This is a genomic window from Thermotoga profunda AZM34c06, from assembly GCF_000828675.1.
Taxonomy (GTDB): Bacteria; Thermotogota; Thermotogae; order Thermotogales; family DSM-5069; genus Pseudothermotoga_B; species Pseudothermotoga_B profunda.
This window is the reverse complement of sequence record NZ_AP014510.1, coordinates 1,509,695-1,536,092: the sequence shown is the minus strand read 5'-3', so window position 1 is coordinate 1,536,092 and position 26,398 is coordinate 1,509,695. Positions and strand designations below refer to the sequence as shown.

The 26,398-nt window shown below is 38.5% G+C and carries 25 protein-coding genes; 14 read left to right on the top strand and 11 right to left on the bottom strand.

The genetic code is table 11. The annotated features are described in order from the left end of the window. Window positions 1–90 precede the first annotated feature (90 nt). From TSP02S_RS07400 to TSP02S_RS07375, 6 genes are read left to right on the top strand one after another with little or no spacing between them, the layout of a single operon-like run. Entirely contained in the window at window positions 91–618 is a 528-nt protein-coding gene (locus tag TSP02S_RS07400) for a deoxycytidylate deaminase (protein ID WP_041083096.1), read from the top strand. Next, complete coding sequence (locus TSP02S_RS07395) at window positions 608–1,423, top strand: 2-oxoacid:ferredoxin oxidoreductase subunit beta (RefSeq protein ID WP_041083095.1); 816 nt, start codon at window positions 608–610, stop codon at window positions 1,421–1,423. The genes TSP02S_RS07400 and TSP02S_RS07395 overlap by 11 nt, the downstream gene beginning before the upstream one ends. A gap of 15 nt (window positions 1,424–1,438) precedes the next feature. Further along, window positions 1,439–2,038, top strand: coding sequence for a 2-oxoacid:acceptor oxidoreductase family protein (locus TSP02S_RS07390; protein WP_052465379.1), 600 nt, complete (start codon window positions 1,439–1,441; stop codon window positions 2,036–2,038). Further along, window positions 1,965–2,483: a diacylglycerol kinase family protein gene (locus TSP02S_RS07385; protein ID WP_070104619.1), complete on the top strand. Its 519-nt coding sequence runs from the start codon at window positions 1,965–1,967 to the stop codon at window positions 2,481–2,483. The genes TSP02S_RS07390 and TSP02S_RS07385 overlap by 74 nt, the downstream gene beginning before the upstream one ends. 28 nt (window positions 2,484–2,511) lie before the next feature. Then, entirely contained in the window at window positions 2,512–3,504 is a 993-nt protein-coding gene (locus TSP02S_RS07380; RefSeq protein ID WP_052465492.1) for a protein-glutamate methylesterase/protein-glutamine glutaminase, read from the top strand. Between the two features lie 14 nt (window positions 3,505–3,518). Continuing rightward, a complete protein-coding gene (locus tag TSP02S_RS07375; RefSeq protein WP_041083091.1) occupies window positions 3,519–4,343 on the top strand; it encodes a LysM peptidoglycan-binding domain-containing protein in 825 nt (274 codons plus the stop codon). Here the strand turns inward: TSP02S_RS07375 and TSP02S_RS07370 are convergent, their stop codons facing one another. Genes TSP02S_RS07370 through mnmA form a run of 11 tightly spaced genes read right to left on the bottom strand, consistent with a single transcriptional unit; the run spans window position 4,344 to window position 19,337 of the window. Further along, complete coding sequence (locus TSP02S_RS07370; protein WP_041083089.1) at window positions 4,344–5,096, bottom strand: alpha/beta hydrolase; 753 nt, start codon at window positions 5,094–5,096, stop codon at window positions 4,344–4,346. Continuing rightward, a complete protein-coding gene (rnr, locus tag TSP02S_RS07365) occupies window positions 5,071–7,227 on the bottom strand; it encodes a ribonuclease R (RefSeq protein WP_041083087.1) in 2,157 nt (718 codons plus the stop codon). The genes TSP02S_RS07370 and rnr overlap by 26 nt, the downstream gene beginning before the upstream one ends. Continuing rightward, window positions 7,208–11,263: a diguanylate cyclase gene (locus tag TSP02S_RS07360; protein ID WP_041083085.1), complete on the bottom strand. Its 4,056-nt coding sequence runs from the start codon at window positions 11,261–11,263 to the stop codon at window positions 7,208–7,210. The genes rnr and TSP02S_RS07360 overlap by 20 nt, the downstream gene beginning before the upstream one ends. Continuing rightward, the gene (locus tag TSP02S_RS07355; protein WP_041083084.1) at window positions 11,260–12,231 is read right to left on the bottom strand and encodes a DHH family phosphoesterase; all 972 of its coding nucleotides are present in this window, start codon (window positions 12,229–12,231) and stop codon (window positions 11,260–11,262) included. The genes TSP02S_RS07360 and TSP02S_RS07355 overlap by 4 nt, the downstream gene beginning before the upstream one ends. Continuing rightward, a complete protein-coding gene (locus tag TSP02S_RS07350; RefSeq protein ID WP_041083082.1) occupies window positions 12,232–12,813 on the bottom strand; it encodes a flavin reductase family protein in 582 nt (193 codons plus the stop codon). It lies immediately after the preceding gene. A gap of 1 nt (window position 12,814) precedes the next feature. Continuing rightward, window positions 12,815–13,906 (bottom strand): radical SAM family heme chaperone HemW, encoded by a 1,092-nt coding sequence (gene hemW / locus TSP02S_RS07345; RefSeq protein ID WP_232503803.1) that lies wholly within the window; start codon window positions 13,904–13,906, stop codon window positions 12,815–12,817. A gap of 16 nt (window positions 13,907–13,922) precedes the next feature. Further along, window positions 13,923–14,681, bottom strand: a complete 759-nt coding sequence (locus TSP02S_RS07340; RefSeq protein ID WP_041083080.1) for a hypothetical protein — start codon at window positions 14,679–14,681, stop codon at window positions 13,923–13,925. Continuing rightward, entirely contained in the window at window positions 14,678–16,123 is a 1,446-nt protein-coding gene (gatB, locus tag TSP02S_RS07335) for an Asp-tRNA(Asn)/Glu-tRNA(Gln) amidotransferase subunit GatB (RefSeq protein WP_041083079.1), read from the bottom strand. The genes TSP02S_RS07340 and gatB overlap by 4 nt, the downstream gene beginning before the upstream one ends. Further along, window positions 16,120–17,514, bottom strand: a complete 1,395-nt coding sequence (gatA, locus tag TSP02S_RS07330; protein ID WP_041084238.1) for an Asp-tRNA(Asn)/Glu-tRNA(Gln) amidotransferase subunit GatA — start codon at window positions 17,512–17,514, stop codon at window positions 16,120–16,122. Before gatA ends, gatB begins: the two co-directional genes overlap by 4 nt. Before the next feature lie 26 nt (window positions 17,515–17,540). Next, on the bottom strand, window positions 17,541–18,236 hold the full coding sequence (locus tag TSP02S_RS07325) for a rhomboid family intramembrane serine protease (protein ID WP_041083078.1): 696 nt from the start codon (window positions 18,234–18,236) through the stop codon (window positions 17,541–17,543). A 42-nt stretch (window positions 18,237–18,278) separates the two neighbouring features. Continuing rightward, the gene (gene mnmA / locus TSP02S_RS07320) at window positions 18,279–19,337 is read right to left on the bottom strand and encodes a tRNA 2-thiouridine(34) synthase MnmA (RefSeq protein ID WP_332370261.1); all 1,059 of its coding nucleotides are present in this window, start codon (window positions 19,335–19,337) and stop codon (window positions 18,279–18,281) included. A gap of 76 nt (window positions 19,338–19,413) precedes the next feature. Here mnmA and TSP02S_RS10765 point away from each other — a divergent pair, with 76 nt between their 5' ends. The 8 genes from TSP02S_RS10765 to TSP02S_RS07280 all read left to right on the top strand — a co-directional run bounded on the left by TSP02S_RS10765 (window position 19,414) and on the right by TSP02S_RS07280 (window position 26,368). After that, window positions 19,414–21,429 (top strand): HD domain-containing phosphohydrolase, encoded by a 2,016-nt coding sequence (locus TSP02S_RS10765; RefSeq protein WP_052465376.1) that lies wholly within the window; start codon window positions 19,414–19,416, stop codon window positions 21,427–21,429. A gap of 197 nt (window positions 21,430–21,626) precedes the next feature. Further along, window positions 21,627–21,866 (top strand): sulfurtransferase TusA family protein, encoded by a 240-nt coding sequence (locus TSP02S_RS07310; RefSeq protein ID WP_041083076.1) that lies wholly within the window; start codon window positions 21,627–21,629, stop codon window positions 21,864–21,866. A gap of 16 nt (window positions 21,867–21,882) precedes the next feature. Next, window positions 21,883–22,878, top strand: coding sequence for a YeeE/YedE family protein (locus TSP02S_RS07305; protein WP_041083075.1), 996 nt, complete (start codon window positions 21,883–21,885; stop codon window positions 22,876–22,878). Between the two features lie 2 nt (window positions 22,879–22,880). Then, window positions 22,881–23,237 (top strand): DsrE/DsrF/TusD sulfur relay family protein, encoded by a 357-nt coding sequence (locus tag TSP02S_RS07300; RefSeq protein WP_041083074.1) that lies wholly within the window; start codon window positions 22,881–22,883, stop codon window positions 23,235–23,237. Between the two features lie 9 nt (window positions 23,238–23,246). Beyond that, the gene (locus TSP02S_RS07295; RefSeq protein ID WP_041083073.1) at window positions 23,247–23,600 is read left to right on the top strand and encodes an intracellular sulfur oxidation protein; all 354 of its coding nucleotides are present in this window, start codon (window positions 23,247–23,249) and stop codon (window positions 23,598–23,600) included. A gap of 10 nt (window positions 23,601–23,610) precedes the next feature. After that, on the top strand, window positions 23,611–23,880 hold the full coding sequence (gene tusB / locus TSP02S_RS07290) for a sulfurtransferase complex subunit TusB (protein WP_041083071.1): 270 nt from the start codon (window positions 23,611–23,613) through the stop codon (window positions 23,878–23,880). Between the two features lie 60 nt (window positions 23,881–23,940). After that, complete coding sequence (locus tag TSP02S_RS10855) at window positions 23,941–24,501, top strand: sulfurtransferase TusA family protein (protein WP_041083069.1); 561 nt, start codon at window positions 23,941–23,943, stop codon at window positions 24,499–24,501. Window positions 24,502–24,649: 148 nt separating this feature from the next. Beyond that, window positions 24,650–26,368, top strand: coding sequence for a hypothetical protein (locus TSP02S_RS07280; RefSeq protein ID WP_041083068.1), 1,719 nt, complete (start codon window positions 24,650–24,652; stop codon window positions 26,366–26,368). Window positions 26,369–26,398 lie beyond the last annotated feature (30 nt).

Sequence of the window (26,398 nt, the reverse complement as noted above, 5' to 3'; positions counted from 1 at the left end):
TTACGTTCACTATTGTAGACATTTGAGAATCCCGAGTCATTCATTTACCGTTTTCTTTTTCTCAAAAAAGTGTTGTATATTATTAGTGCCATGGATGAGTTCGATTTGGTAACGTATCTCAAAAATATTGAAATGAGAAAGAAGATAGATAGCAGGATCTCATGGGATGATTATTTCATGAGAATATGTCATCTTGTGAGCGAGAGATCGACATGCACACACCGTAAAGTAGGTGCAATCATAGTCAGAGAGAACAGAATTCTCGCCACAGGATACAACCAACCCCCATCTGGATTTCCACATTGTGATTCAGTGGGATGTATAAGAGATGATTTAAAGATACCATCTGGTAGAAATCAGGAGATCTGTTATGGATTGCATGCGGAACAAAATGCATTGATGCAGGCAGCTAAGTTTGGAATCTCGACAAACGGAGCAACCATATACGTTACAACAAAACCATGCTCAGTGTGTGCGAGACTCATAATAAACGCTGGTATAGTGAGGGTTGTTTATTTTGCAGGTTATCCAGATCCACTGACCGATTATTTCTTTAAAACTTGTAAAATCAATGTAGAGTTGATCAAATCTAGTGGAGGTGAATATTTTGAAAGTTGAAAAACTGGTGTCTTATTTGCGCCAAGATCACTGGCCAACTATATGGTGCCCAGGTTGTGGAAATGGCATTGTGCTGAAGGCTTTCTTACAAGCCGTTGATAGTCTTGGTCTCAAACAAGAACGAATGGCTGTAGTATCAGGTATAGGTTGTTCATCGAGGGCAACTGGTTACATAGATTTCAATACTCTGCATACGCTTCATGGAAGGGCTATCGCTTTTGCAACAGGTGTGAAACTTGCCAAGCCAGACTTTCAAGTTGCCGTACTCGGTGGTGACGGTGACATTCTTGCCATAGGTGGTAATCATTTCATTCATGCTTGTCGCAGAAATATCGATATCACGATCGTTGTTTTCAACAACATGATATATGGTATGACGGGTGGACAGAACTCTCCTACAACACCATTTGAAAAGATCGCTTCGACGACACCCTATGGTAATATCGAAAAACCATTTGATGTTGTCAAAATGGCAGTTGCTGCTGGTGCTACTTATGTTGCAAGAGCGACGGTATATCATTATCCTCTCCTGGTGCGTTATATAACCAAAGCTTTGAGCCACAAAGGTACATCTGTCGTGGAAGCAGTTACGAACTGCCATACTTATTATGGAAGATACAACAGGATAGGTGATGCTCCAGAGATGATCGAATATTTCAAAAGAAATAGTATCATGTTGGATAAAGCAAAAGGAATGTCGGAATCAGATCTTAAAGACAAGATAATCATCGGAGAATTTCACGAAGAGAACAGACCAACTTTTCACGATCTCTATGAAGCTGCTGTGAGTCAAAGTAAAAAGTAAAAGGAGGTGTTGTACTTGAACATCCGTGAACCTTTGAGTGTGAGAGTGGCAGGAATTGGTGGTCAAGGGAATATACTTGCCGGAAAATTACTTGCGCAAGCAGCGGTTTTTGATGGAAAGCATGTTGTTCAAACTCAGCTTTATGGTGCCCAAGTCAGAGGAGGAATAAGTCATTGCGACATCATAATTTGTGATGATTGGATAGACTTTCCCGAAGCTTCTCAATTTGATGTCATGTACATAATGCATCTTGATGCGTTAAAGGCGTACCAAAAACTGTTGAGGCCTAATGGTGTAATTTTAATGGACTCGACGTTTGTCGAAACGCTTCCACAGAGTTTTCATAGAACAAGAAAGGTCCTCATGATTCCACTTGAAAAATTGGCAATTGAGAAATTCGGCACACCTATGGTGAGTAACATGATAGGTTTAGGAGCTTTAGTAAAATCGACACAGATTGTTACAATCGATTCCTTGATAAAATCTGTTCATGAATTAATTTCTGAAAAGTATACAAAATTGAACATAGAGGCGATAAATTATGGCTACCAGACAACTGACAAAGAATTCAAACTCAAGAGTGAACAGAAGGTTAGAACAATCGGTTTCGAGTAATATTTTTAAATCATTTGGAAATGCAGTTCTTGGTCTGTTAGAAGCCATAAGGCGCGAGAAGAATTTGAAAATACATTTTTTCATAGGAACTCTGGTTTTGGTTAGTTCTTATTTTCTTGACATCTCCAATGGCGAAATGCTCTGGCTTGCATTTGCCGTCTTTTCGGTGATTGGTATGGAGTTAATTAATACCATGGTGGAAGGTATAATGGATGTTTACAGCAAAAATCACGATCCACGCATCAAATTCGTCAAGGATGTTGCAGCCGGAGTGGTTTTGTGGTATTCTTTATTTGCAGTAGTTGTTGGTTTTATTGTCCTTGGGAGAGCTCTGTTTCATTGGAAATCGGATTTGGGCAGATTGTTTGCGTTGTTATATGTCGTTTTCTTTCCACTTGTTGTTATCGTTGGAGGGTTGAAGAAGCGTGGTAGGAACAAAGATTAATGTGGTAATTGTCGATGATTCAGCTTTTATGAGAATGGTTCTTAAGGACATCATCGATAGTCAACCAGATATGCAAGTGGTTGGTATAGCGAAGGATGGTCTGGAGGCACTTGAGATTATAAGACAAAAGAAGCCAGATGTCGTCACCCTTGATGTAGAAATGCCCAGAATGAACGGTATAGAGGCTTTGAAAAATATCATGTCCAAATGTCCTACACGCGTCATCATGGTGAGCAGTTTGACAGAAGAAGGTGCAGATATCACAATCACAGCACTTTCGATAGGTGCTGTTGACTTTTTAACAAAGCCTTCTGGTTCCACCTCTTTGAGTTTCAGAGAAGTTGCAGATGTTCTTGCCCAGAAAATAAGAGCCTCTATTTCTATAGACCCAACTAAACTACTTTCAAAACCATCTTTTTCTAAGGTTACGATGAATCCAAAAAGAGTTTCCGCCTTTGAAAAAGCAGTTGTGATAGGAGCGTCAACGGGTGGTCCAAGATCCCTTGACCAAATAATCCCGGCGCTGCCAAAAGATTTCCCAGCGCCTGTTTTTTTAGTTCAACACATGCCACCCATGTTTACAAAATCGCTCGCAATGCGCCTTAATTCTCTTTCAAACCTTCAAGTCAAAGAAGCTGAAGACTCCGAGGTTGTCAAAAAAGGTGTTGTCTATGTTGCGCCCGGTGACTATCACATGGGGGTTAAAACCGAAGGTGGTACGGTGAAAATTTTCTTAGATCAATCTGAGAAGATAAACAACGTCAGACCCGCTGTGGATTTTACTCTTATGAAAGTTGCAGAAATTTACAAAAATAACACCATAGGTGTTATTCTCACAGGAATGGGTAGAGATGGTGCAAAAGGTGCTTTTAAAGTAAAATATTATTCTGGTAAAATTATAGCCGAAGATGAGTCAACATGTGTTGTGTACGGTATGCCAAAGGCAGTTGTAGAAGAAGGATATGCCGATTTTGTTTTACCTGCTCATAAAATACCAGAAAAACTTGTGGAGATTATTTAGAACAAAAAGGGGAGATGAGGGTGAAAAAACTTTTTATCCTGTTTTCTCTTTTGGTGTCCGTGGTGATTTTTGGGGGGTATCTGACAGTAACTTATGTGATTCAATCAGGTGATAACTTGTACGACATCGCTAAAAAATTCAAAGTTTCCGCCTCGACAATTCTCGATTGGAATAATCTGTCAAATCCACTGAAGTTGAAACCAGGTCAACAGATCACAATTCCTCAGCCAGAAGGTTTCATCTACAATGTAAAACAAGGTGACAGTCTCTACACAATTGCGCGCATGTTCTTCACGACAGTCAGTGACATTATGTTGGCCAATGAGTTGAGTTCTGATTTTATAAAACCCGGTCAAAGATTGTTCATACCTCAGAAAAGCATCGGAAAGGCTTTTAATACTGAGAAAGGTTATATATGGCCTATCTACGGTGTAATCTCCTCTCCATATGGTTGGCGTGTTCATCCGGTGAATAAGCAGATGTCATTCCATTCGGGATTGGATATAGCTGCACCCGAAGGAACACCTATTTTCTCATCTACCTCAGGTGTTGTATCTTTTGCAGGGGAGAAATCCGGTTATGGTTTGATGGTCGAGGTAAAATCATCTAATAACACAATAAGGTATGGCCATCTCTCAAAGATAACTGTTTATGTTGGCCAGAAAGTGGAAAGGGGCACTCTGCTTGGTAGAGTAGGTAGTACAGGTGTGAGTACAGGACCTCACCTTCATTTTGAAGTGCTTGTGAACGATAGTACTGTTAATCCTCTTGCTTTATTGCCATCTTCAAACAAGGTCTATGTTTTGAAAGAAGGTATAGAAGCAGCAGGTGGAGAATGATCAATGCTTGTTTAGCCAATCAATCAGGTCGCTCATGAAAATAGGTGCGTTTTTTTCATCTTCAAACAGTTCATGAAATCCGTTTTGATATACTTTAAATGTCTTGTCTGATGAATTGATTGAATCGAAAAGTTGCTTTGCACCATCTGGAAGTGTGATTTTGTCTTTTTCTCCGACTGCTATAAAACATGGGACAGATATTTTTTTGGCTTCTTTCAAAGTGATTTTCGAATTGACAAACATGTCATGGGCGAGTTTAGCACTTATCTTTTTGTGAACGAGTGGATCTTCTACATACTTTTTCACAGCTTCTTTATTAGGTGAAAGGTTGTTTGGATCTATCCCATTGTCAAAACTCAATTTTGGCATGATGAATGAAAAAAACACTGCGGTAGATCTCAAAAGGAAGTTGTCTTTGGAAAGCTTCAGTGCCGGTGAGGTGACGATCAATCCACGTAAAGTTTTTCCGAGTTCAGCATACCTTGTTGCAATCAAGCCACCTAAACTATGTCCCATCAAGAAGGAATTAGGGTGTGAATCAACTAATCTGTCGAGAAAATCAAAGATCTCATTGAAAGATGCATGACCTCTTTTTCCTGGACTCTCACCGTGACCAGGTAAATCAAAGATTATCAAACCGTAATTTTCTTTTCGAAGTAGATCCAAGAGCCAATTATACCTTTTTGAATGTTCTCCCAACCCATGAACGAGTATTACAAAACCTTTTTTACCTTGAAATTCTCTTACCCACATTTTCTTCTTCCTCCACAAGTTCAAAATCTATCTCGCCTGAAATTTTATTGGCATTGACAACTTTTGCCTTTAACAAATCACCAATCTTGAACATTCGCCCTGTTCTCTCACCAATCAAGATATTCTTTTTTTCATCGTAGTTGTAGTAATCATCCAGGGTTGATATATGAATCAAACCAGAGATTAATTTGTCTGGAATTTCAACAAATAAACCAAACCTCGTTACATTGGTCACAACTACATCGAATGTCTTTCCCATATATCTGCTTATGTACTCAACTTTTTTTATACTTATTAAATCCCATTCGGCTTCATCGGCTGTTCTCTCTTTTTTACTACAATGTTCCGCGATCTTTGGAAGTAACTGTGAATATACCTCTATTTGCTTCGATGTGAATTTACCACCTTGTTCTAAATACAATTTCAAGAGTCGATGCACTACGAGATCGGGATATCTTCTGATTGGTGATGTGAAGTGAGTATATGCGAAAGATGCCAAACCAAAATGCCCAACATTGAAAGCAGAATAAATTGCGCGTTTCATCGAGCGAACTAAAAGCTTTTCGACACTTGATCTGAGTGGATGATCTTTGACGGCCTCCAGTATTTTTTGAAGAACACTCGAATGAACTGTCTTGGGAAATTTTATCTTCAACCCCAGTGCTTCCACATATTCTCGCAACTGAATCAAAACCTCTGGATCTGGTTGTTCGTGTATTCTATAAACAAAAGGTAACCCAGCGTTGTGAAAGACCTCTGCTACAGTTTCATTGGCTTTTATCATGAATTCTTCTATCAAGATCTCTGCTTCGCCCCTTTTGCGAGGTAATATATCAACAACATAACCTTTCTCGTCCGTTATTACATCGACTTCACCACCTTCGACATCGAGAATTGCACCCCTACGTCTTCTGCTCTCTCTGAGAATTTTCGACAGTTCGCGCATCAAATCAAGCGAATGACAGATCTTCTTACCCAACTGTTTTTGAGCTGCCGGATCGCCCAGAAAATACCTGTTTACGATGGTGTATGTCAAACGCTTCTTACTCCTTATTACACTCGGTGATATTTCATAGCTCAGAGTGTTGCCTTCACAGTCTAATGTCATTTGGACTGTGAATGTGAGTCTGTCTTTTCCTTCAACCAGGCTGCACAAATTGTTTGACAATTTGAAGGGTAACATCGGTATGACTTTGTCAAGTAAATAAACACTTGTACCTCTTGAAAATGCCTCTTTGTCGATTGCAGAACCTTCCTTTACGTAATGAGAAACATCAGCAATGTGCACCGACAGAAGATATTTGTTTTTAGAAAGTTTTCTTATTGAAACTGCGTCATCGAAATCTTTTGCATCTTCACCATCTATGGTGAAGACGATTTGGTCTGTAAAATCCTTTCTATCCTTTTTTTCTTCGTCGAGAACCTCGTTGGGTAGTTTTCTTATTTCATCCATTACCTCTGGCGGGAATTCTTCTCTCAAACCATGTTTGGCTATTACACTTGGGATATCAACCTTGGGATCATCTACGTCACCGAGTACATTTATGATTTCGGCTTCAGGATATCTACCATGTGATGGCCATTTTGTGATCTTGGCTATGACCTTCTGCCCAGGCTTAGCACCATGCATATATTCCAATGGTACAAAAAAATCATAAACAATCTTTGAATCATCTGGTATCACATAAGAAAAAGACCTCTTAAGCTGGAGAACTCCGATTATCTTATCCTTACCGCGTTCTAAAATTCTCAATACCCTACCCATCGGTAAATTTCTCCACTTACCTATTATTTCAATCAAAACCTTGTCACCATGGATAGCGCCATTCGTGTTATCGAGAGGTACAGCTATTTCTTTACCGTCTTGTGCTATGACAAACGCCATGTTACCTCGGCGTGTGAATTCAATTGTGCCGACGATCAAATCTTCGCCGATCCTGCGATATCGACCTCTTCCATCTCTAATGAGCGTTCCATTTTTGACAAGTTCGTTCAATACAGCCTTGACTTCCTTCCTTTGGTTTTTATTCTTCACCCCAAGAACCTTGAGGAATTCCTTCAATGTCAATTTCATATTGTCAACAAGGATTCGTTCTATCCTTTCTCTAAGATCACTGGTAGATTGTGACACAGGCTTTACCCCTTTCCTTTGATGCATATGTAGCCTTATCAGCCAAGGCTATTAGATCTTCTGCTTCAAATACCACATGTTCTGGGTAACCAGAGACACCAAAACTCATCGTTACCCGAAAATCAAATGGATTTGTTTCTATGATCTGGTATAGAATCTTTTCTGCGACCTTAGCGGCATTTTCTTGGTTTGTATTTGGAAGTATCAGTATGAATTCTTCTCCGCCATATCTCCCAACAATGTCACTTGCCCTCGTACTGCTTCTTAGTACTGAGGCAATGAATTTCAATACTTCATCACCGATTCTGTGCCCAAAGGTGTCGTTTATCTTCTTGAAATCGTCGATATCACACATCACCACTGAAAAGTGTCCACCGTATCTTCTTACCCTTTCGAATTCTTCATGTAATCTCGTTATGAAATACCAACGTGTGTGCAAACCTGTCAAAGGATCGGTGATACTTCTGTGATAAATTATTATGTTCTTCAATGCATAAATAATCACTTCCTGCAGATTCAGGACCATCTTTGTGAGCTCATAACCTGATAATTCATCAAGGTGTAACGATTGATTAGCAACGTACATAACAACAGTAAACCCATCATATATCTCTATCTTGTTACATAATTCAAATGGTGTGTAGGAAACCTTTATTTCCTTTGGTATTTGTTTGATGTTGAAACCCGCATACTCCAAAACTTTACCACGTGGATCGAGTAGCACCAATCCTACGGATGATACTGGTAGAAGGTTCATTATTTTTGAAACAAGGAATTCCATGGTTGTATGGATCTCATCTTGTGGATCAGTGACTTTGAGAATATCAAGGACATGTTGGACAAAGACAGAATTTTTCATGATCTTTTCTAATTGTTCTTGAGCTAATTTCAGAGATTGTTCGGATGTTTCACCAAAATTCAAACGCAGCTCATCAAATAGTCTGAGTAAGTTTATTTCCGAAGATATATTCATTTTTTTCTCAAGCCAAGCTGCGGCATTTGTAAATAATCTGGTTCTGTAAATCGAAACTGCCTTTTCTGCGTAGTTCATTGCCAATGGAATAGCTTCGATAGATTTATATGCGATCGCCAAACCTTCGTAGATTTGCGCAAGAGACAAGAAGGCTCCACTTTTTATTGCACTCGTTTCGAGTTGTTTCGTAAACTTGAGAAAACCATCTCTATCGATTTTTATCAACCTTTCTGCAAATATTTGGCACGCTTCTTCAGCCCAGTATGGAGTATCTCTTATGAGAAATCTCTGCCATGCCTCCAGAAATTTCGCATCGTCTTCAGCTAAAAATAAATCTCTGAAACGCGCAAAACCCTGGTTGTTAATAGCGGGGTTTTCGATATTTTCTAATATCACTCGTCTTGCACTATCGACATCTCCAAATAAAGCATAAGCACAGACAATTCCTCTCAATGCTCTTTGCTCAATACCAAGGTATTTTTCTATTGAAAGTTCACGAGAATAATCCTCCAGAGCTTCATCCAATTCACGATTGTACATATGAAAATTTGCTTCTACAAAATGACTGTAAGCTTCAAGTTGAATATTTCCAGTTATGCTGGTTAACTGCCTCAATCTTGCAATATCTTGAAACATTTTATGTACATTACCCCTGTACAAATTTGTCCAAATCATGTTGGACAATGCGGTCATTGCTAATCCGTCAGATCCTATTTTGTGGGCAATCTCAATGACATGTTCAAATAACCTCGATGCTTCCGAGTTGGCAGCAAGTCTCGTACCAAGTTCATTGAGAATTAGCGCCAAAAGATCTAAGAAACCTTCACTTTGGGCAATTTGCTTAGCTTGATTCAACAGCTCTAAGTTGCTTATGCTCGATCTATGGATATTCTGTGTGATTAACAACAGAGTCTGTGATCTCAACTTCCTATGCAGTTTTATATCACTAAGGCTTGCGAGCAAAACCTCAACTTCACCAAGTAATCTCTCAGGTAGATTTTCCCCCGATAACAGCATCCTTCTCATTTTACAACATAACTTTGAGAGCCTACCATAAGCTGCTTTGGATTCAAAAATATCTGTTTCTTCTATTTGTTTTGCAAGGCTTATTTTTGATGCATGCACCAAAGCACTGTATCTGAGAAAATCGTATTTCTTACCCAAGGCAAGTGCATATCTCTCTAAAGCATTGGAGTCTTGCTTAATCTGCAGCGCTTTTAACTTTAAGCTATTGAAAGCATAACTTTCTCTACCTTCTAAAAGTTTTTCGGCTTCTTCTAACAAAGATATGGCAGTCGAGACATCGTGGTAATTGGCGAGTTCTCTTCTCGCGGTTAAAAGATATAATACAACTGCAGCATTCTCTCTACCAAGCATTCTCAAATGCCAAGCTTTCTTTGAAGGCTCTTTGACCATATTTACTAATTCACTGTGCAATTTGATCTTCTCTTGAGCTTCTATTTGCTCGTAAAACATCCTCCAGACATCAGAAACTATGAATCTGTATTTTCCATCTTCCCAGTACACCAGGCCATTCTCGATCAGCTCAGCCAATTTTGAATTGATTTTAGAGATATCCTGCGAACTCACCAAACTGAGATACTCGAGTTCTTTTATTTCAAATCTTTCTCCCAATACAGCTATTAAATGAACATCAGATCTGACCATCTTTTCTAATGATAGTTGCAATATTTCTTTGAAATCTGTTCTACTTAAGATCTCTTGGTTGACAATGACCTTATTTTTCTCTACGTGCAGTGCGTTGTTTTTCAGCATGATTTTAACTAATTCAACTACCCGACCAGGTAAACCACGACTGATCACGTGAATCCACTTACTGAATTCTTCAATCTCGTCTTTATTCATCATGAACATAGATGATATCATTTCAATTGTTTTGGATATATCAAAAGGTTCGAGTTCAACAAGTAAATCATAGGAAAGAGGAATATCTCTATGAGATGATGCCAAGATCAAGGTATGACCAAAGGAATAATTGTAATTTTGCAATTGCTCAATAGTTGCTTTGAGTGAAAGATCCATTTCATGTGCATCATCAACGATTATTACGACAGGAGGTAAATTGTTCATGATCTTGGCAACTCTGAGAACAACTTCTGAAGCATTTATATGGTTAAGTAATGCTGCTTTTTCGATCCATTCTTTATCCTTTTCATCTAAATTTGAAAGTATCTTATCGTCTACAAACTGAAGTATACCAACAATGAAATTTTGCAAATCTGTAGTCCAGATCACTGGATAACCGTCATTTCTGAGCTGATCAGATACAGAACTTAAAAGAGTTGTCTTTCCAATTCTCTGAGGACCGTAGACAAAAACAGTTTTCAGGCGCCTTTCATTGTTCTTTATGGAATCAAGTATCTTGTTTTCTTCATCTCTATGAATTGTTGTGAGGCGCAATCCCATTAGACCAACAGGAGACATTGTTTCACTTAGAAGATAAACCGCCGCCGGAAAGTGAGTCTTTCTCTCACTTGGATCTTCTTTGATGAAGATAGAAATGAGTTGCCTTATCTCCTTTGTTTCACTCAAAGCATCTATCAGTTTTCCAAACACATAAACAGTGGAAGCAACTGAGATTTTCTGCCTTTTAACAAACTCTGGTGCTATGAAGGTATAGTTTCCCTTTGGTAGATGATCTGGATTAACCCAGCATGGTGGAAGCATGAAGAAATTTTCAGCCTTGAGAAAATCTTCAATCGAGATAACGGGTATTGTAACTCCTCTATGCACAAGTTCACGCAACAAATTCAACAAGAAGAGCACGAAATTTTCCTTTTCTACCTTGTTCTGAAGATCGATTGGCTTACCTTCTAAGTATGGAAAATAGATCCTTGGCATATCTCTCAAATCATAAGCCTCGGGTACCAAAATCCCAGGATGTCTTACGCGCGTGAATGAAGCCAATAAATTGGTCAGTTCTTGTTTTTTGTTGCCAATTACTTCAGGTTTTATTACGCGTAGTCTCATGTACACATTTTCATTAATGATTAGATGCTCGTCGCCGACGTATGTCTCTCTGAGAAACCTGACTAATTTCACTTGATTCCCCCCTGCAGAAAGTCTTTCGTCAGGCCGACAACTTCGTTCAATACGTTTTTCAATTCTGCTCCTTTGAAAGAACATCCAGCCGCCCTTGCATGCCCACCACCACCCAGAATAGATGCTATTTTGCTCACATCTAACCAATTTTTAGACCTCAAACTGACGTGTATCTCATTCTTTGGAAACTCTGTCACCAAGATCGCAACTTCTATATCTTTCAGTGATCTCATCTCACCTACAAATCCCGTACTATCGTCTTCTACGCAGTCGTTTTGAAGGTAATCTTCATAACTCAACCAGGAGTAAACCAAGGAATCTTCGAGTATCATATGACTGACCATAGTACAGTACAACCTCATTTGTTCGGGTCGCTTATTTTCAAGTATCGTGGCAGCAACAAAATACGGTTGGGCACCAAATCGAACGAGTTCAGCTGCATCTTTAAAGACTCGCTCGTCTGTGTTTGAAAATCTAAAGAAGCCCGAATCAGTTGCTATGCCAACGAAATTTGTCGTTGCAAGCTCGGAATCATACACCACACCAAGTGCCTTATTCAGAGTATATACCATCTGCGCAGTAGCAGCGTACGACGCATCAACCCAGTTTGTATCACCAAAAAGTGTGTTAGTCGCGTGATGATCTATAACAACGGTTTTGTGATGTGGAAGCATTGATTGAAAGCGACCAACTCTGTCTGGTGAAGAACTATCCACAACTATGATCAACTGGGGTGTTAAATCGCACAGATCTTCATATGATCTCAACTCACTCACACCAGCGAAAACTTTGTAATACTCTGGAATTGTATAATCTATCGATCCAAAACAATTTTTACCCAATTGCCTTAAGCCCAGAGTAAGCGATGTAACGCTACTTATATCATCTCCATCGGGCATCACATGACCTATCACAAGTATATCTTGTGACTCATTTATCTGGGATAATATCGCAGTGAATTTATTCATTCAATCACCCTGTACCCATTTAGATAAATATTCCTTGACCTGTTTTTCATCATGTAATCGCTTTGTCGATGGATCGAAAGTAACATACATATCTGATCCCAAATAAAGTGTCGGAGTGGTATTCAAAAAAGGTGAAAATGCATTTGGATCATAATGGACTCCAACTATCTTTCCCACAAAAAAGGTGTGATCTCCTGTCTTGCGAAAATCAACGAGTTTACACTCATAAGCAGCGTAGGCATTTTTCAGCACGGGTGCCTTTACATTTTTACCATCGGACAAATCTATTTCAAATACATTGATCTTGTCAATATCCCTACCAGATGTCTTACCGACAAAGGCTGCAAAACGACTTTGATCGAATCTGACAAAATTGACTGTGAACTCCTTTGAGACTAATATCAAATCGTGGGTGAACCTCTTTGGAGAGACTGATACACCATAGAGTGGAGGGTCATGCGAAAGCTGTGTATGCCACGCCGCAGCCATGAGATTGGTTCTTTCTTCATATTTGCAGCAAATGATTGCGACATTTGCTGGGTAGTGAAGATTGTATTTTTCCAGATTCTCCGCGAAGACCATTTCACTCACCCCCAGTCACCCGTAAAAGGGTATCTTTGTCAATTATCTCAGACAACAAAGTACATGAAAAGTCCATCCCAGACTTGGATATTTTCAATCTATTTCTATCAAAAATTAGCTGCCCTGGAAACATCTCAATCAATCTATATACATTCATTTTCGGTGAGAGTTTTTTTAATCTTCGAATTTCCACACCATCACAAAGTCTTAAAGACATGAACAATGTTTCTCGCAGTTCCTCAAAAGAACTATTCTCATGAAAGTATTCAAAGGCGAATTCTCCACTATTAATCATTTCAATATATCTATGTAGATTCGAGACATTTACATATCTTTTTGACTTAACATGACCGCCGGCAGAAACACCGATACCCACATAATCATCATTATGCCAATATTTCAGATTGTGTTTACATCTATATCCAGGTAAAGAGAAATTAGATATCTCATATCTTTCATAACCAAGTCTTTCGAGTTCGTTTACAAAGATTTCGTGATGGATTGCCGTGTTATCTTGATCTATTTGTGAGACAATAGCATTTTCCGTGTGTATTTCAAGAATATAAACAGAAACATGCTTTGGTCGATATTGTTCTACCAATTCAAGGTTTCTTGTAATAGTTTGGCGTGATTCTTGTGGCAGTCCAATAATAAAATCGATATTCACGTTGTCAAAATAAGCACTCGCACCCTCGTAAGCCTTTCGAAAATCATAAACTGAGTGTCTTCGACTCACCGCCTTTAGAACAGTATCATCTGCAGCTTGAAGCCCTATACTCAATCTGTTTATTCCTAAGTTTTTTAAATCGGCAAAACGAGAAAAGTTTGGGTTAATTTCAACTGTGATTTCAGGATCAACCAAGTGGAATCTTTTCTCTACGTTTTTCAAAAGTTTTGAAATATATTCAATCGGTACATCACTTGGTGTACCACCACCAATGTATACTGTATCAATTTTTTGTTTTCCAAGCAATTTTGACCACATTTCAATTTCTTTATTTAAGCAATTAAAATAACTCTCCACATGAGAAAAATCTGTGTATGAAACAAAATCACAGTAAGAACATCTACTCTTACAAAATGGTATATGCACATAAAGTCCCAAACTCTTAGAACGAGACACTGAAAAGCACCTGCCTACCTGTAAAAAGTAAATCTCCTCTAAAATCTGAACCGGTTACTTCCATTCTGATACCAAAGGAGACACTGTTGGTTTTGATTATCACAAAAGGATCTATGAAAGCTGATGTATTCTGCAAAGCCCACCGACTCCTGAACGAGAAAAAACCTGAAAAACCATTCATCCAGCCAGCGCCCATGAAGAAACCTTCTTCACCCGTCTGCCCCACGGTATATGGAAAAAAACCTGCAAAAAGCCCTTCGTTCAATCTGTAAACCCCGATCTCCCTGTTCTGAAATCTCATATAAACCCTTGAAAATCCAGCAGACAAATCACCGATTCTTTCATACGTGCTGAAACTCAAGACATTGTTTGCAAAGAAAAATTTCTGATTGATCTTCCAACTTGCATAAGTTTTCTCAGGACTAATCACAAAATCAAAATTATATTGTCCTGGTGTTATGCCGTAAAGATTTGTCTGGACTTTCATCATTGCCGTCCATGATTTTCCAAATGTACCACCGACAGCTAAAGAAGCATCTGAGTTTTTGAATTTCAAAAAACCAAGTTTTGAATAGGTGGTTCTATCATTTTTATAGACAAAACCTATTTGTGAGTCATAACTGTTCAAGTTGATCAATAAATTTCCGATATCTATGAAGTGTTGTATGTCATTTGAAAAATTGAATTGGACAGCAATGGAAATCGATGTTGAAATCAAAATCAAAACGAGTGATATGTATTTCAAGTTGATCCCTCCAGCAAACGTTTTACGATATCATTTACCAGCTGTGGATTTGCAGATCCCTTGGTTTCTTTCATAACCTGTCCTATGAAATAACCTATGATGTTTGTCTTTCCTGATTTGTACTGTTCTACAGCCTTTGGATTTTGCGTCATGGCCTTTCTGACTATCTGTTCTATGAATTTTTCATCGCTGATCTGTTTCATGCCCCTTTCTTCTAAAACTTGACTTGGCATTTTGCCTGTCCTGAAGATTTCGGGGAATATTTCCTTTGCCATCTTAATGGAAATTTCGCCCTTGTCCATTAAAGAGAACAGCTCAGAAATATGCATCGGTGTGATGCTTATCTGTTCAGTTTCAAGTTGTTTCATTTCTCTGAGCATCTCAGTCATTATCCAGTTACTCACTTCCTTGGGCTTGTTTGTCTGTTTCACACAAGCTTCATAAAAATCTGCTATTTCTTTGTTCATTGCAAGAACTGTCGCATCATACCTCGGTATTTTATAAAATTCAATAAATCTTTCTATCTTCTGGTCGGGTAATTCAACAAGTGATGATTTGATGTGTTCCAATCTTTCTTTTGAAAAAATCACTGGTGGGATGTCTGGTTCCGGAAAGTATCTATAATCACTTTCTTCTTCTTTACCACGCATTGAGATTGTTATTTTACTACTCAGATCCCATCCTCTTGTTTCTTTTTCAACATTTTGTCCATTCTTCAAAGCCTCAATTATCCTCTGTTGTTCGTATTCAAGGGCTTTTTCTATGAATTTAAAAGAGTTCATATTTTTGACCTCTACTCTGTTGCTTTGGATATCTTTGAGTTCATCGACCACGGAAATGTTTGCATCACATCTAAGAGCACCTTTTTCCATATCACCCGTGCTAACCTCTAAATATCGCAATATTGTGCGGAGTTTTTCTACGAAAAGTCTTGCTTCCTTAGGTGATGAAAGATCTGGTTCAGTGACTATTTCAACTAACGGAATCCCACATCGATTCATATCAACCAAAGAATACTGAGCTTGAGTTATTGAATCTCCTTCATGTACTAATTTACCTGCATCCTCTTCTATATGCAGTCTTCTGATTCTAACCCTTTTTGTCTGCCCATCGATATCTATATCCAGATATCCCGAAGTTGCTATAGGATAGAAATACTGTGTTATCTGATACCCTTTTGGTAAGTCAGGGTAGAAATAATTTTTTCTATCAAATCTTGAGTACTCATGAATCTCACAGTTCAAAGCAAGGGCGATTTTTGCTGCATAGTCTATCATTGAAGAATTTACAACGGGTAGCGCACCAGGCTGACCCGTGCAAACTGGACATATGGCTGTATTAGGGGGTAATTCAAATACGTCTGCTCTACAAGAGCAAAATGCCTTTGTTTTAGTCATCAACTGAACGTGTATTTCAAGTCCGATAACTGTCCTGTAGCTCATATTCTCACCGCCGGTAATCTAATTCTGCCATTGTCATTGTAAGGAGATATTTTTTCAAAATTTCTCGCAATTCTCAACACCTTGGGATCGTCAAATCTTTTTCCCATTATCTGTAATCCAACGGGCATATCATGCGCAAAACCAAAAGGAATACTTATAGCTGGAATTCCAACTAAATTCGCTGGGACTGTGAAGATATCCATAAGATAGTATGTCAAGGGATCTGAGACAGAACCAATCTTAAAAGCAGGTATTGGTGAAGTAGGGGTGAGAATGGCATCAAAACTATCAAGGATTTGATTTATATCATTTGAGAGTATCCTTCTCACTTTTAGAGCTTTGTTGAAATATGCCTCATAATAAGCTGCACTCAGAGTGAATGTTCCCAATACTATCCTTCGCCTCACTTCTTCTCCAAAACCTATATTTCGAGTTTTCATGTACGTGCCTTTCAAACCTGTTTCTTCTACTCTCAAGCCATATTTAACACCATCGTACCGCGCCAAATTTGAACTGGCTTCAGCTGGTGCTATCACATAATAAGTTGCAACGGCATATTTCATACTTGGAATATTTACACGTTCGACTGTTGCTCCGAGTTTCTCGGCTGTCTTGATTGCTTCTTCAAAACGCTCAGCTACCTCACTATCGAGTTGTTCATATTCGTACACTTCTTTGGGAATCGCAAACTTCATGCCATGAATGTCCTCTTCGATTTGGCTCAGAAAATCGATCTTTCTTGAAACAGTCGTTGAATCAAATGGATCTTTGCCTGCGATTATCTCCATTATCAGAGCAGCATCTCTGACAGATTTTGTTATGGGGCCAACTTGATCCAAAGATGAGGCAAAAGCAATGAGTCCATACCTCGAGACCAATCCATAGGTTGGTTTAAAGCCAACTACACCGCAAAAAGATGCAGGTTGTCTAACTGATCCTCCTGTATCACTTCCCAGAGAAGCAATTACTTGACCGCTTGCAACTGCAGCTGCAGATCCACCACTGCTTCCACCAGGAACACAATCTAAATCCCAGGGGTTTCTCGTGGTGAAAAATGCCGATCTTTCAGTGCTGGAACCCATTGCGAATTCATCCATATTGGTTTTTCCGACAATTGCAAAGCCGTAATCTCTCAACCTTCTGACGCATGTAGCATCATAAGGTGGAATGTAATTTTCAAGTATCTTCGAAGCGCAGGTAGTCTTTAAACCCTTTGTTGTGATATTGTCTTTAATCGCTATTGGAATTCCCCTATATGGACCATCATTGACTTCCACTTTTTCTACAACTGTTATAAAACTCTTGATAACAGGATCAATCGATCGTATCTTCTCAAGAGATTGTTCGATTAATTCTTCTCTACTAAAGTTCAAAGAATCTTCTATCGTCATTTGCTCAAACAATTCAAACTCCTCCCTCAGTAATAATAAACTTTCTTTCTTCTGAATAATCCCCAGATCATTCCAATAACAAAGCCTCCTATATGAGCCCAATATGCGACTCCAGAACTCACTGCACTGTCAGCAATTCCACTTATTATTTGAAAGGCAAACCAAACCAGAAGATATACTCCAGCTGGTATTGCAATCAAAAACGGGAGAAAAAATGTTGGAACAAAAGAAACCACACGTGAATACGGAAATAGAACATAATAAGCCCCCATCACAGCAGAAACGGCACCAGAGGCTCCAACCATTGGCACTTGCGAGTTCAGGCTGAAAACAAAATGCACTAATGCTGCTAAGATACCACTTGATATGTAAAAGATAGCAAACATTGTGTGTCCCATGTTGTCCTCGACATTGTCACCAAAAACACCGAGAAACCACATATTTCCAATCAAGTGCGACCATCCTCCATGTAAGAACATATGGCTGACAAGGGAAAACCATTTTGGTGAATAGAGATCCAAACCTGTCCTCAAATGCCAAATTTGGCTCCATCGCTGTGATGTGAATCGTGCTGGCACAAGACCAAAATTGTATAGAAACTGTATCAACTCGGCTCTTGAAAGAGTCTGTTGATAGATGAAAAGAACAACATTAATTAGAATCAAAGTATATACGACGTAAGGTTTTCTCCTGCTCGGTATAGTATCATACAATGGAAACAAAGAATCACTCCTCACAGCGAAATCTTTTATTTTTTTATTTTATCACAAAACCTCGTCAATGATCCCAGAAGCAAGTACCATCTCGTCTTTGTAGAAAACCGCTGCCTGTCCAGGTGTTACAGCAAAAATTGGTTTGTCTGTTTTAACAATAGCTGAATTGTTATTGAGGATTACCACGCATGGGACTTCTTCTGAGTTCTTTCTCACCTTCACGGTTGAAGCAAATTCTTTTCCCACATCTGTCAGAATATTCAAATTTCTCACTGAAAAACCTTTTGAATAAACATCTTTTTCACTTCCAACAATCAATGTATTTTCTTGTGGACATATCTTGACCACATAATTTTTTTCACCCGTTGAAACTCCTATTTTTCTTTGACCAATCGTGTATTTCACGAGTCCTTTATGTTCTCCTATCTTTTTTCCGCTTTTGTCAAGAATAGGACCTGGTTTGACATCAACACCAAATTCTTCAAAGAATCTCAATTGATCGGAATCTGGAATGAAACACAAATCCTGAGATTCTGTCTTATCGTGAACGTGAATATTGGCTTTTTCTGCGATTTTTCGTATCTCGTCCTTTGTTTTGTCTCCATTTGGAAAGACGATTTTTTTGAGTCTTTCTCTTTCTATTGATGCCAGAAAATAAGATTGATCTTTTTCTTTGCTCACAGCTTTATACAATTTACCATCAATTATTCTCGCATAATGACCACTCGACACAAAATCAACGTTGTCCTGGAGCATTAAATCCATCAAATATCCGAACTTTATCAAACGATTACAAAAATAACAAGGATTCGGTGTTTTACCTTGCTTGTATTCTTCAAGATAATAATCAATGATCAATTTCTTGAAGATGTCTTGCAAATGTATTATTCTCAGGGGAACCTTCAACTGATCTGCTATTATTTGTGCATCAAAGGTATCCGACGGCGAACAACAGACTTTATGTTTTATCTGTCTTTGTATATAAAATTCATCTTGCACAGTTTTCATGTGGTATGCTATTACTTCATGTCCCTGCTCTTTGAGTGTATAAAGTGCAACTGCACTATCAACACCTCCGCTGAGTAAAACACCTATTTTCAAATTCTTCACCATCCCTTCTTTTTTTCTAAACAAGTGACTAAAATATGCTAAAATCAATTTGCATTCTTTTGCAAGGAGAGATTATATGAAGAAAGTTGTCTTGAGTCTTCTATTCATTGTTTCAATGGTTTTTTCAGCAAAAATTACAGTTGTCACCGATATAGATTATCCTCCATTTACGTATATAGATCAAGAAGGAAAACTTGTTGGAATCAGTCCAAAGTTGTGGGAGCTTTTCTCACAAAGAACGGGTATTGAAGTAGAATTGATACCTATGAACTGGGAAGATGCCTTGAAAATAGCGCAGGAAAAGAAAACAGATGTCATAGATCTCATTTTTGTCACCGAAGAAAGAAGAAAGTTTCTGGATTATTCAATTGAAATCTACAGAATCACGAGTAGCATATACTACGATGAACATCTACCAACCTTGAAAAGTCTCAAAGATCTCACTCCCTATGTAGTTGGCGTCAAAAAAGGTGATGCCTTATATGAAATCGCAAAGGATTCTAATCCTTCTATACAATTCAGATTTTACGATACATATGGAGAACTTTTTCTCGCACTGAAAAACCATGAGGTCGAAGTCATTTTGATGGACGATGTACCAGCAGAGTACTATTTACATAAATTTGACATGGTTTATCAGGTGAAAAGATCAAGACCTTTCACTGAAAACAGTTTGCACTGGGCTGTTCCAAAAGGAAAAGAACATGTTCTGATGCTCTTAAATAATGGTTTAGAGAAGATCTCACCAAAAGAGATTGAAAACATAGTTCTTTCTATGGCCCCACGTGCTGGCATAGATCCATCCGTTTTATTGATCACATTCATTATTGTATTGATTTTGGTTGGTATTTTATTGTTCTTCTTTGGTTTGAATGTTTACTTGAGAAAGGCTGTGCGCAAAGCAACAAAAGAACTCGATCGAAAGAACGAACAACTCAGTGCTTTCAATGAAGAACTTGAAGCTCAGTCAGAAGAGATAAAGGCGATGAATGAGGAACTCGAAAGGGCTCTGAGTGAACTCGAGAAAACCAATAACAATTTTATGAGCACGCTGAGTTTGATAAATGAAGCCTTCAATTTACAGGAAGATGGGGAAAATTTCTTGAGAAAGGCTTTTAAATTGATCTTTGATATGTTTCCAAAGGCTGATTTTGGAAATATTTCGTTATTTGATCGAAAAACTTGGCAAATTATAGAGGCTTGTGGTTTTGACAAAGATTCCATAAATATCCTAAGGATACCTTCCAGTGAACTATACATACCAGACAAACCAGTGATTGTAAAAGATATAAGATCGCTTGACAGTAAACGAATGCACCATGATGTCTTTGCAGAGGTCGAAAAGGTGATTCCAAGACCATCTTATACAATGATAATACCCATGAAGATTTCAGATGAGATCATAGGCGACATTGTCTTGGAAACAAAACAAGATTCAGGCAAGGTTTTTACGGAAAATGATTTAAGAATGGCTGAGAGTCTTGCTAAAATAGTGAATTCATTTTTCTTGGTAAGAAGGTATATATCTATCACAGAAGAATTGAATAAAAAAATAGTATCAATGCTCGTCAAAGCATTAGAGTATTATGATAAATACACTCAAGGGCATTCGCAAAGAGTGGCAGAGTTTTGTAAGAAAATGGCTCGAAAGCTTGGTTTTTCTGAATCAGAACTGGAATTGGCTGCACTACTGCATGACATTGGAAAAATCTACGTACCACAAAGTGTATTAAACAAAGAAGGTTATCTGACTGATGATGAATTTGAACTTGTAAAGCAACATCCAGTGAAGGGTTATGAATTGATCTCTTCGATAAACGGTATGGAAGAAATTGCCAAGATCATACTTTATCACCATGAACGTTACGATGGAAAGGGTTATCCTATAGGGTTGAAGGGTGAAGAAGTACCATTGAAGTCTCAAGTGATATTCATCGCGGACAGTTTTGATGCCATGACAACGGCTCGACCTTACAGAAGAGTTCCTATGACCGTCGAGAAGGCTCTCGAAGAAATCAGAAATTGCTCTGGAACACAATTCAATCCCGATGTAGTTAAAAATTTTCTTGAGATAGTTTATGAGCGTGTATGAAATTGAAAAAAAGATTTTATCTGAAATTTCATTGCGAGATCGTTCGATGTTCCCACTGTTATTTTCATGAGTGATTAACCTCGATTTTACTTTCCTAATTTACCAAATTGCAACTTATATTACATTGATTGATAACTTAAAGGCGATACTCTCATTATAGATATTGATACTTTTTTCACAAATGTGGAGGTGATATCATGGCAAAGTATCAAGTGGCAAAGTCTATTGATGTTCGTGGAGAGGTATGTCCAGTACCAGATGTTGAAACAAAAAGAGCTTTGAAAGGAATGAAGAGCGGAGAAATTCTGGAAGTTTGGATCGATTATCCAATGTCTAAAGAAAGAATACCAGAATCTGTGAAGCAAATGGGACATGAAGTTCTCGAGATCGAAGAAGTAGGAAAAAGCGAATGGAAGATCTACATAAAAGTGAAATAAGTTGGAGGTTGATATAATGATTTGGACCGGGCTTGTGATAGGTATTATCTTTGGCATAATCCTTCAAAAGGGTCGTGTTTGTTTCAATTCAGCCTTCAGAGATGTTTTGATTTTCAAGGATAATTACTTGATGAAGCTCGCAGCTTTTACCCTTGCTTTAGAATCGATTACACTCTTACTTTTTGCACAGCTTGGAGTAATAAGCTTGGCACCAAAACCACTTAACTGGATCGCCAACATCATCGGTGGTTATATCTTTGGAATTGGTATGGTTCTTGCAGGTGGATGTGCTTCTGGTGTTACATATAGATCAGGAGAAGGAATGACAACGGCTTGGTTTGCCGCAATCTTCTATGGATTAACTGCTTATGCAACAAACAGTGGTATCTTCTCGGGTTGGACAAAATGGGTGAACAAATACAACATCACTGTCCAGAACACAAACCAAGTTTATGCTTCAAAGACTGGTCCGACTTTATCAACGGTTTTTAATGTAAACCCCTGGGTAGTTACGTTGATCTTTGCCGGTTTGTTGATTTGGTATGCTTTTGGAACAAAAACCACTCAAAGACCCACTAAATTGAACTGGGTACTTGCTTCTGTACTCATTGCCATACTCGCTCCCATAGCATGGTGGACAAGTGCAAAAACGGGTAGAAACTATGGTCTTGGTATCACCGGTGGATGGGTGAACTTGTTCTCTGTATACACAGCCAATAAGCCCATCAACTGGGAAGGTGCGGAAATCATTGGAATAATATTAGGTGCATTGATTTCGTCTCTTGCTTCCAAAGAATTCAAACTGAGGATGCCAAAAGACCCCAAAACTTACCTCCAAGTGATGATAGGCGGGGCACTTATGGGATTCGGAGCAGCAACTGCAAGTGGATGTAACATAGGTCATTTCTTGACAGGTGTCCCACAACTTGCAATCTCTTCAATAATCGCATCTATTTTCTTTATACTCGGTAACTGGACCATGGCTTGGTTACTCTTCGGCAGGGAGAGATGAGCATGAAGATAACTATCCAAGTTATGACACCCCCATACACATACGAAGATCTTGATACAGCAATAAAAATGGCGCAAGCGGCTGTTGAAAAAGGCCATGAAGTAGACTTGTTTTTGTTTGCAGATTCTGTTTTATGTATAAACAAGAATGTCAAACCTATAAGAATTGACAGAAATATCCCTCAGAAACTCAAAGAATTGATAGAAACAGGTAAAGTGAAAGTGGATATCTGTGGAATTTGTATGGATTACAGGGGCATCACCACAGATATGATAATAGAAGGAGCTAAACCAAGTGGCCTTCCAGAGCTTGCACAATTACTTTACAGCAGTGACAGATTCATTAATCTAATGGCTTGAGGTGAGATTATGAAAAAATTACTATTTGTAGTCTACCAATCTCCCGTTGGAAGTATCTGGGTCAACGAGGCTTTCAGAACCACTTTTGGTATGTACGGTGAGGACCTTGAGCCTGCGGTACTCATGATTGATGAAGCCTGTGTGGCCCTTTCGAAAAAAACAAAACCTGAATCTTTGGGGCTTTTACCACTTTCAATATGCCATAGATATATAAAAAGCTATGGTACACCAGTCTATGCTGTAAGAGAAGATCTTGAAAAATTCAAAGTGGGCGAACTTGATGAGAATTTTCAAGCAGAAATCATATCAAGAAACGATCTGGAAGAGTTTTTGCACAAATTTGATTATGTGATATTCATGTGAGGTGAATCGAATGGCTCTTATACTGGTCAAATTTGGAAAGAATAATCCTGCTGAAAAAATCAAGCTTGGAAGCGCATCACTTGATGACGATGTTGTATTAATTCAAAACGGTGTTTATTGGGCTTTAGATGATATGAAACAGTACACGAAAGCCAAAGTGTACGCCATTAAAGAAGATTTTCTTGCTCGTGGATATGAAGAATCAAACTCAAAAGTTCCTCTAATAAACTATGCGCAGTTAATTGAATTAATTGAAAAACATCCCAAGAGTATTTCTTAAGTGTATAATTGAATAATAAAACCGCCGCGGTCTATCCGCGGCTTAGTTTTGAGGTGTAAAATGTCAAGGCGAATCAGTTTAACTGAATTATTCAAGGTTTTGGCGAATCAGAAACGTTTGGAAATCCTCATGCTCTTAATGGATGGATGCTTGACAGCAACTGAGGTTGCAAGCAAGTTGGATATGAATATTTCAACGGCTTATCGTTATTTACTCCAAATGCAAGATTTCGGTTTGTTGACAATTATTAAATCAAAAGATGGTGATCGATTTGATCTTTCTTCACCTCATATCCTCCACATGATTGAAGAAGCTACTGAAATATTGTCAATTTCAAAACAATCTGCAGTTCTTAGTGGCAAATTCGTGATTTATTATAATTCTGAAGGAAATCTGCCCCAACCACAGAGAATATTAGATGTGCGCGGTGAGGTTTGTCCTATACCAGATCTTAGAACCAAGAAAGAACTTGAACTCATGCAAAATGGAGAGATTTTACTCGTTATAGTGGACTATCCTATATCGAAAGAAAGAATTCCGAGTTATTACAAGCGTCTTGGTTTTGATGTATGGCTTGTTGACAATGGTAAAGAAGCCAAAATCTACATTAAAAAACCTTGACAAAACCATCTTCAAGTGAGACTAAGTCCAGGTAGTTAATCTAACCTTTTCTTCATACTCATGCAAATATTTTGTACCTTAACCTTTCCTATTTTCTGCTCTTTAACGTGGTATAAATAAGGAAAAAGGTTTTCTGGGAGGCGGTAAAGTGAGCAGGAGTGTTATTATCGATGGATCGGTGATATATACAAATTACAGTCAGATAATAGGTCAGAAAAAATTTGAGTCGCTTTTGCGAGAATTCGTAGATATCCTCAAGGAAAAATCAAGTCCGCTTCTTAATGCCCTCAATGCATTCAGAGTCAACAGCGACTATGATTTACATCGATTTGCAGAATATCTTCACCTGCTCACTATGAGAAATATCAAAGAGATCACCAACATAATCTATTATGTGAACCCCAAAGAACTCGAGCGCTTCATAGAGGCATTCTATACATTCTGGCGTTCAAAGCATCGATTCATGGTTAGACAGGAAAAATATGTAGATGATTACAATAGAAGAGCCAGTATTGAATACACAATGACTATGGTTGGAGATCAATTCAAGGCTGTTATAAAGAATTTGTACAGAGAACTTATGATGAATGTTTCAAATACATTTCCAACGGTGATGAGACAACTACCAAGTGGGGCACAGGTGATGTTCTTAGTGGAAGAACCCAACACAGAGAAGTATCAAGAACATCAGTGGATGCTCAAGGTTCCAACTGTATGGGGAGCGATCTTTGATCCACCGGCAATATTCTACACGAAATCCAACAAGAGAAAAGGAGTCCTACCGGTGGTCGAAGACACGATACTCGATAAAATAGCACTTGATCCCAATGAATGGTATAGATTTACGATCTTTGTTGGAGATCTGCTTTTCTACAATTTCGTTCATGCTGAATATCTCGCTCACGGAGCCGGGCTTGCCAATTTATTTGAGCTTGCAACTCCAAAGGATTTGAAGCACAGAGTACCCGATGGGATTCTCATATTTGGTCTGCCGGCGAATAAAATCCCAAATTACAATGATAAATGGCGCAATGGAGTGATATTCAAAGACAAAAATCATTATGTTGGTGTGATACCAGCATTTGACGAAAACGACTACTTTGGATACATGAAAAAGACCACTCTGACGATTCACAATTTAATAAAGATAGACCATGGCAAACTTCCCATACACGGTTCAATGGCAAAGATTACCCTAAAGAGTGGCAAAACTGTTGTGGCTATGTTTGTTGGTGACAGTGGAGCTGGAAAGAGCGAAACACTTGATGCACTCAACAGATTAGAAGAAGTAGCTCAAGTTGACACGATTATTGATGATATGGGTAGTCTTTCAGTAATAGATGGGCACGTTTTTGCCCTTGGTACAGAGACTGGTGCATTCGTCAGACTCGATGACTTACCACCAGGATTTGCTTATTCGACAATGGACAGGAGTATATTCATGAATCCAGATCAAATAAATGCGCGTGTTATAGTGCCATTTAATAACTACAACGAAGTTATTACTCCAACTCATATAGATTTCTTCTTGTATGCGAACAACTATACAGAGGTCAGTCGTGATGAGGATCGTATCATTTTCTTTGATAACATCGATGATGCATTGAAAGTATTCTCAGAAGGAAAGAGAATGAGTAAAGGTACAACTTCCGAGACAGGCCTTACCACATCCTATTTTGCCAACCCATTTGGAGCTGTGCAACGCCAGAAAGAACACCACAAGATAGCAGAATATTTCATGAATAAAATGTTCGAGACAGGTGTGAAGGTTGGAGAGATAAGAACGATGCTCGGCGTTGAAGGATATGAAAAGGAAGGAACGATGTTGGCAGCAAAAGCACTTTTGAAGGTTATCGAGCAAATGTGATTGTATTATCTAATAATCAAGGGCTCAGTA

Coding starts and splice junctions, on each gene's coding strand:
- TSP02S_RS07380 (WP_052465492.1), top strand. CDS start 2,512: ATGAGAATGGTTCTTAAGGACATCATCGATAGTCAACCAGATATGCAA.
- TSP02S_RS07310 (WP_041083076.1), top strand. CDS start 21,627: ATGGCAAAGTATCAAGTGGCAAAGTCTATTGATGTTCGTGGAGAGGTA.
- TSP02S_RS10765 (WP_052465376.1), top strand. CDS start 19,414: ATGAAGAAAGTTGTCTTGAGTCTTCTATTCATTGTTTCAATGGTTTTT.
- TSP02S_RS07375 (WP_041083091.1), top strand. CDS start 3,519: ATGAGGGTGAAAAAACTTTTTATCCTGTTTTCTCTTTTGGTGTCCGTG.
- gatA (WP_041084238.1), bottom strand. CDS start 17,514: ATGACGATAGAAGATTCTTTGAACTTTAGTAGAGAAGAATTAATCGAA.
- TSP02S_RS07355 (WP_041083084.1), bottom strand. CDS start 12,231: ATGAATAAATTCACTGCGATATTATCCCAGATAAATGAGTCACAAGAT.
- TSP02S_RS07305 (WP_041083075.1), top strand. CDS start 21,883: ATGATTTGGACCGGGCTTGTGATAGGTATTATCTTTGGCATAATCCTT.
- TSP02S_RS07370 (WP_041083089.1), bottom strand. CDS start 5,096: ATGTGGGTAAGAGAATTTCAAGGTAAAAAAGGTTTTGTAATACTCGTT.
- TSP02S_RS07295 (WP_041083073.1), top strand. CDS start 23,247: ATGAAAAAATTACTATTTGTAGTCTACCAATCTCCCGTTGGAAGTATC.
- TSP02S_RS07385 (WP_070104619.1), top strand. CDS start 1,965: ATGGCTACCAGACAACTGACAAAGAATTCAAACTCAAGAGTGAACAGA.
- TSP02S_RS10855 (WP_041083069.1), top strand. CDS start 23,941: ATGTCAAGGCGAATCAGTTTAACTGAATTATTCAAGGTTTTGGCGAAT.
- tusB (WP_041083071.1), top strand. CDS start 23,611: ATGGCTCTTATACTGGTCAAATTTGGAAAGAATAATCCTGCTGAAAAA.
- TSP02S_RS07300 (WP_041083074.1), top strand. CDS start 22,881: ATGAAGATAACTATCCAAGTTATGACACCCCCATACACATACGAAGAT.
- TSP02S_RS07400 (WP_041083096.1), top strand. CDS start 91: ATGGATGAGTTCGATTTGGTAACGTATCTCAAAAATATTGAAATGAGA.
- gatB (WP_041083079.1), bottom strand. CDS start 16,123: ATGAGCTACAGGACAGTTATCGGACTTGAAATACACGTTCAGTTGATG.
- TSP02S_RS07350 (WP_041083082.1), bottom strand. CDS start 12,813: ATGGTCTTCGCGGAGAATCTGGAAAAATACAATCTTCACTACCCAGCA.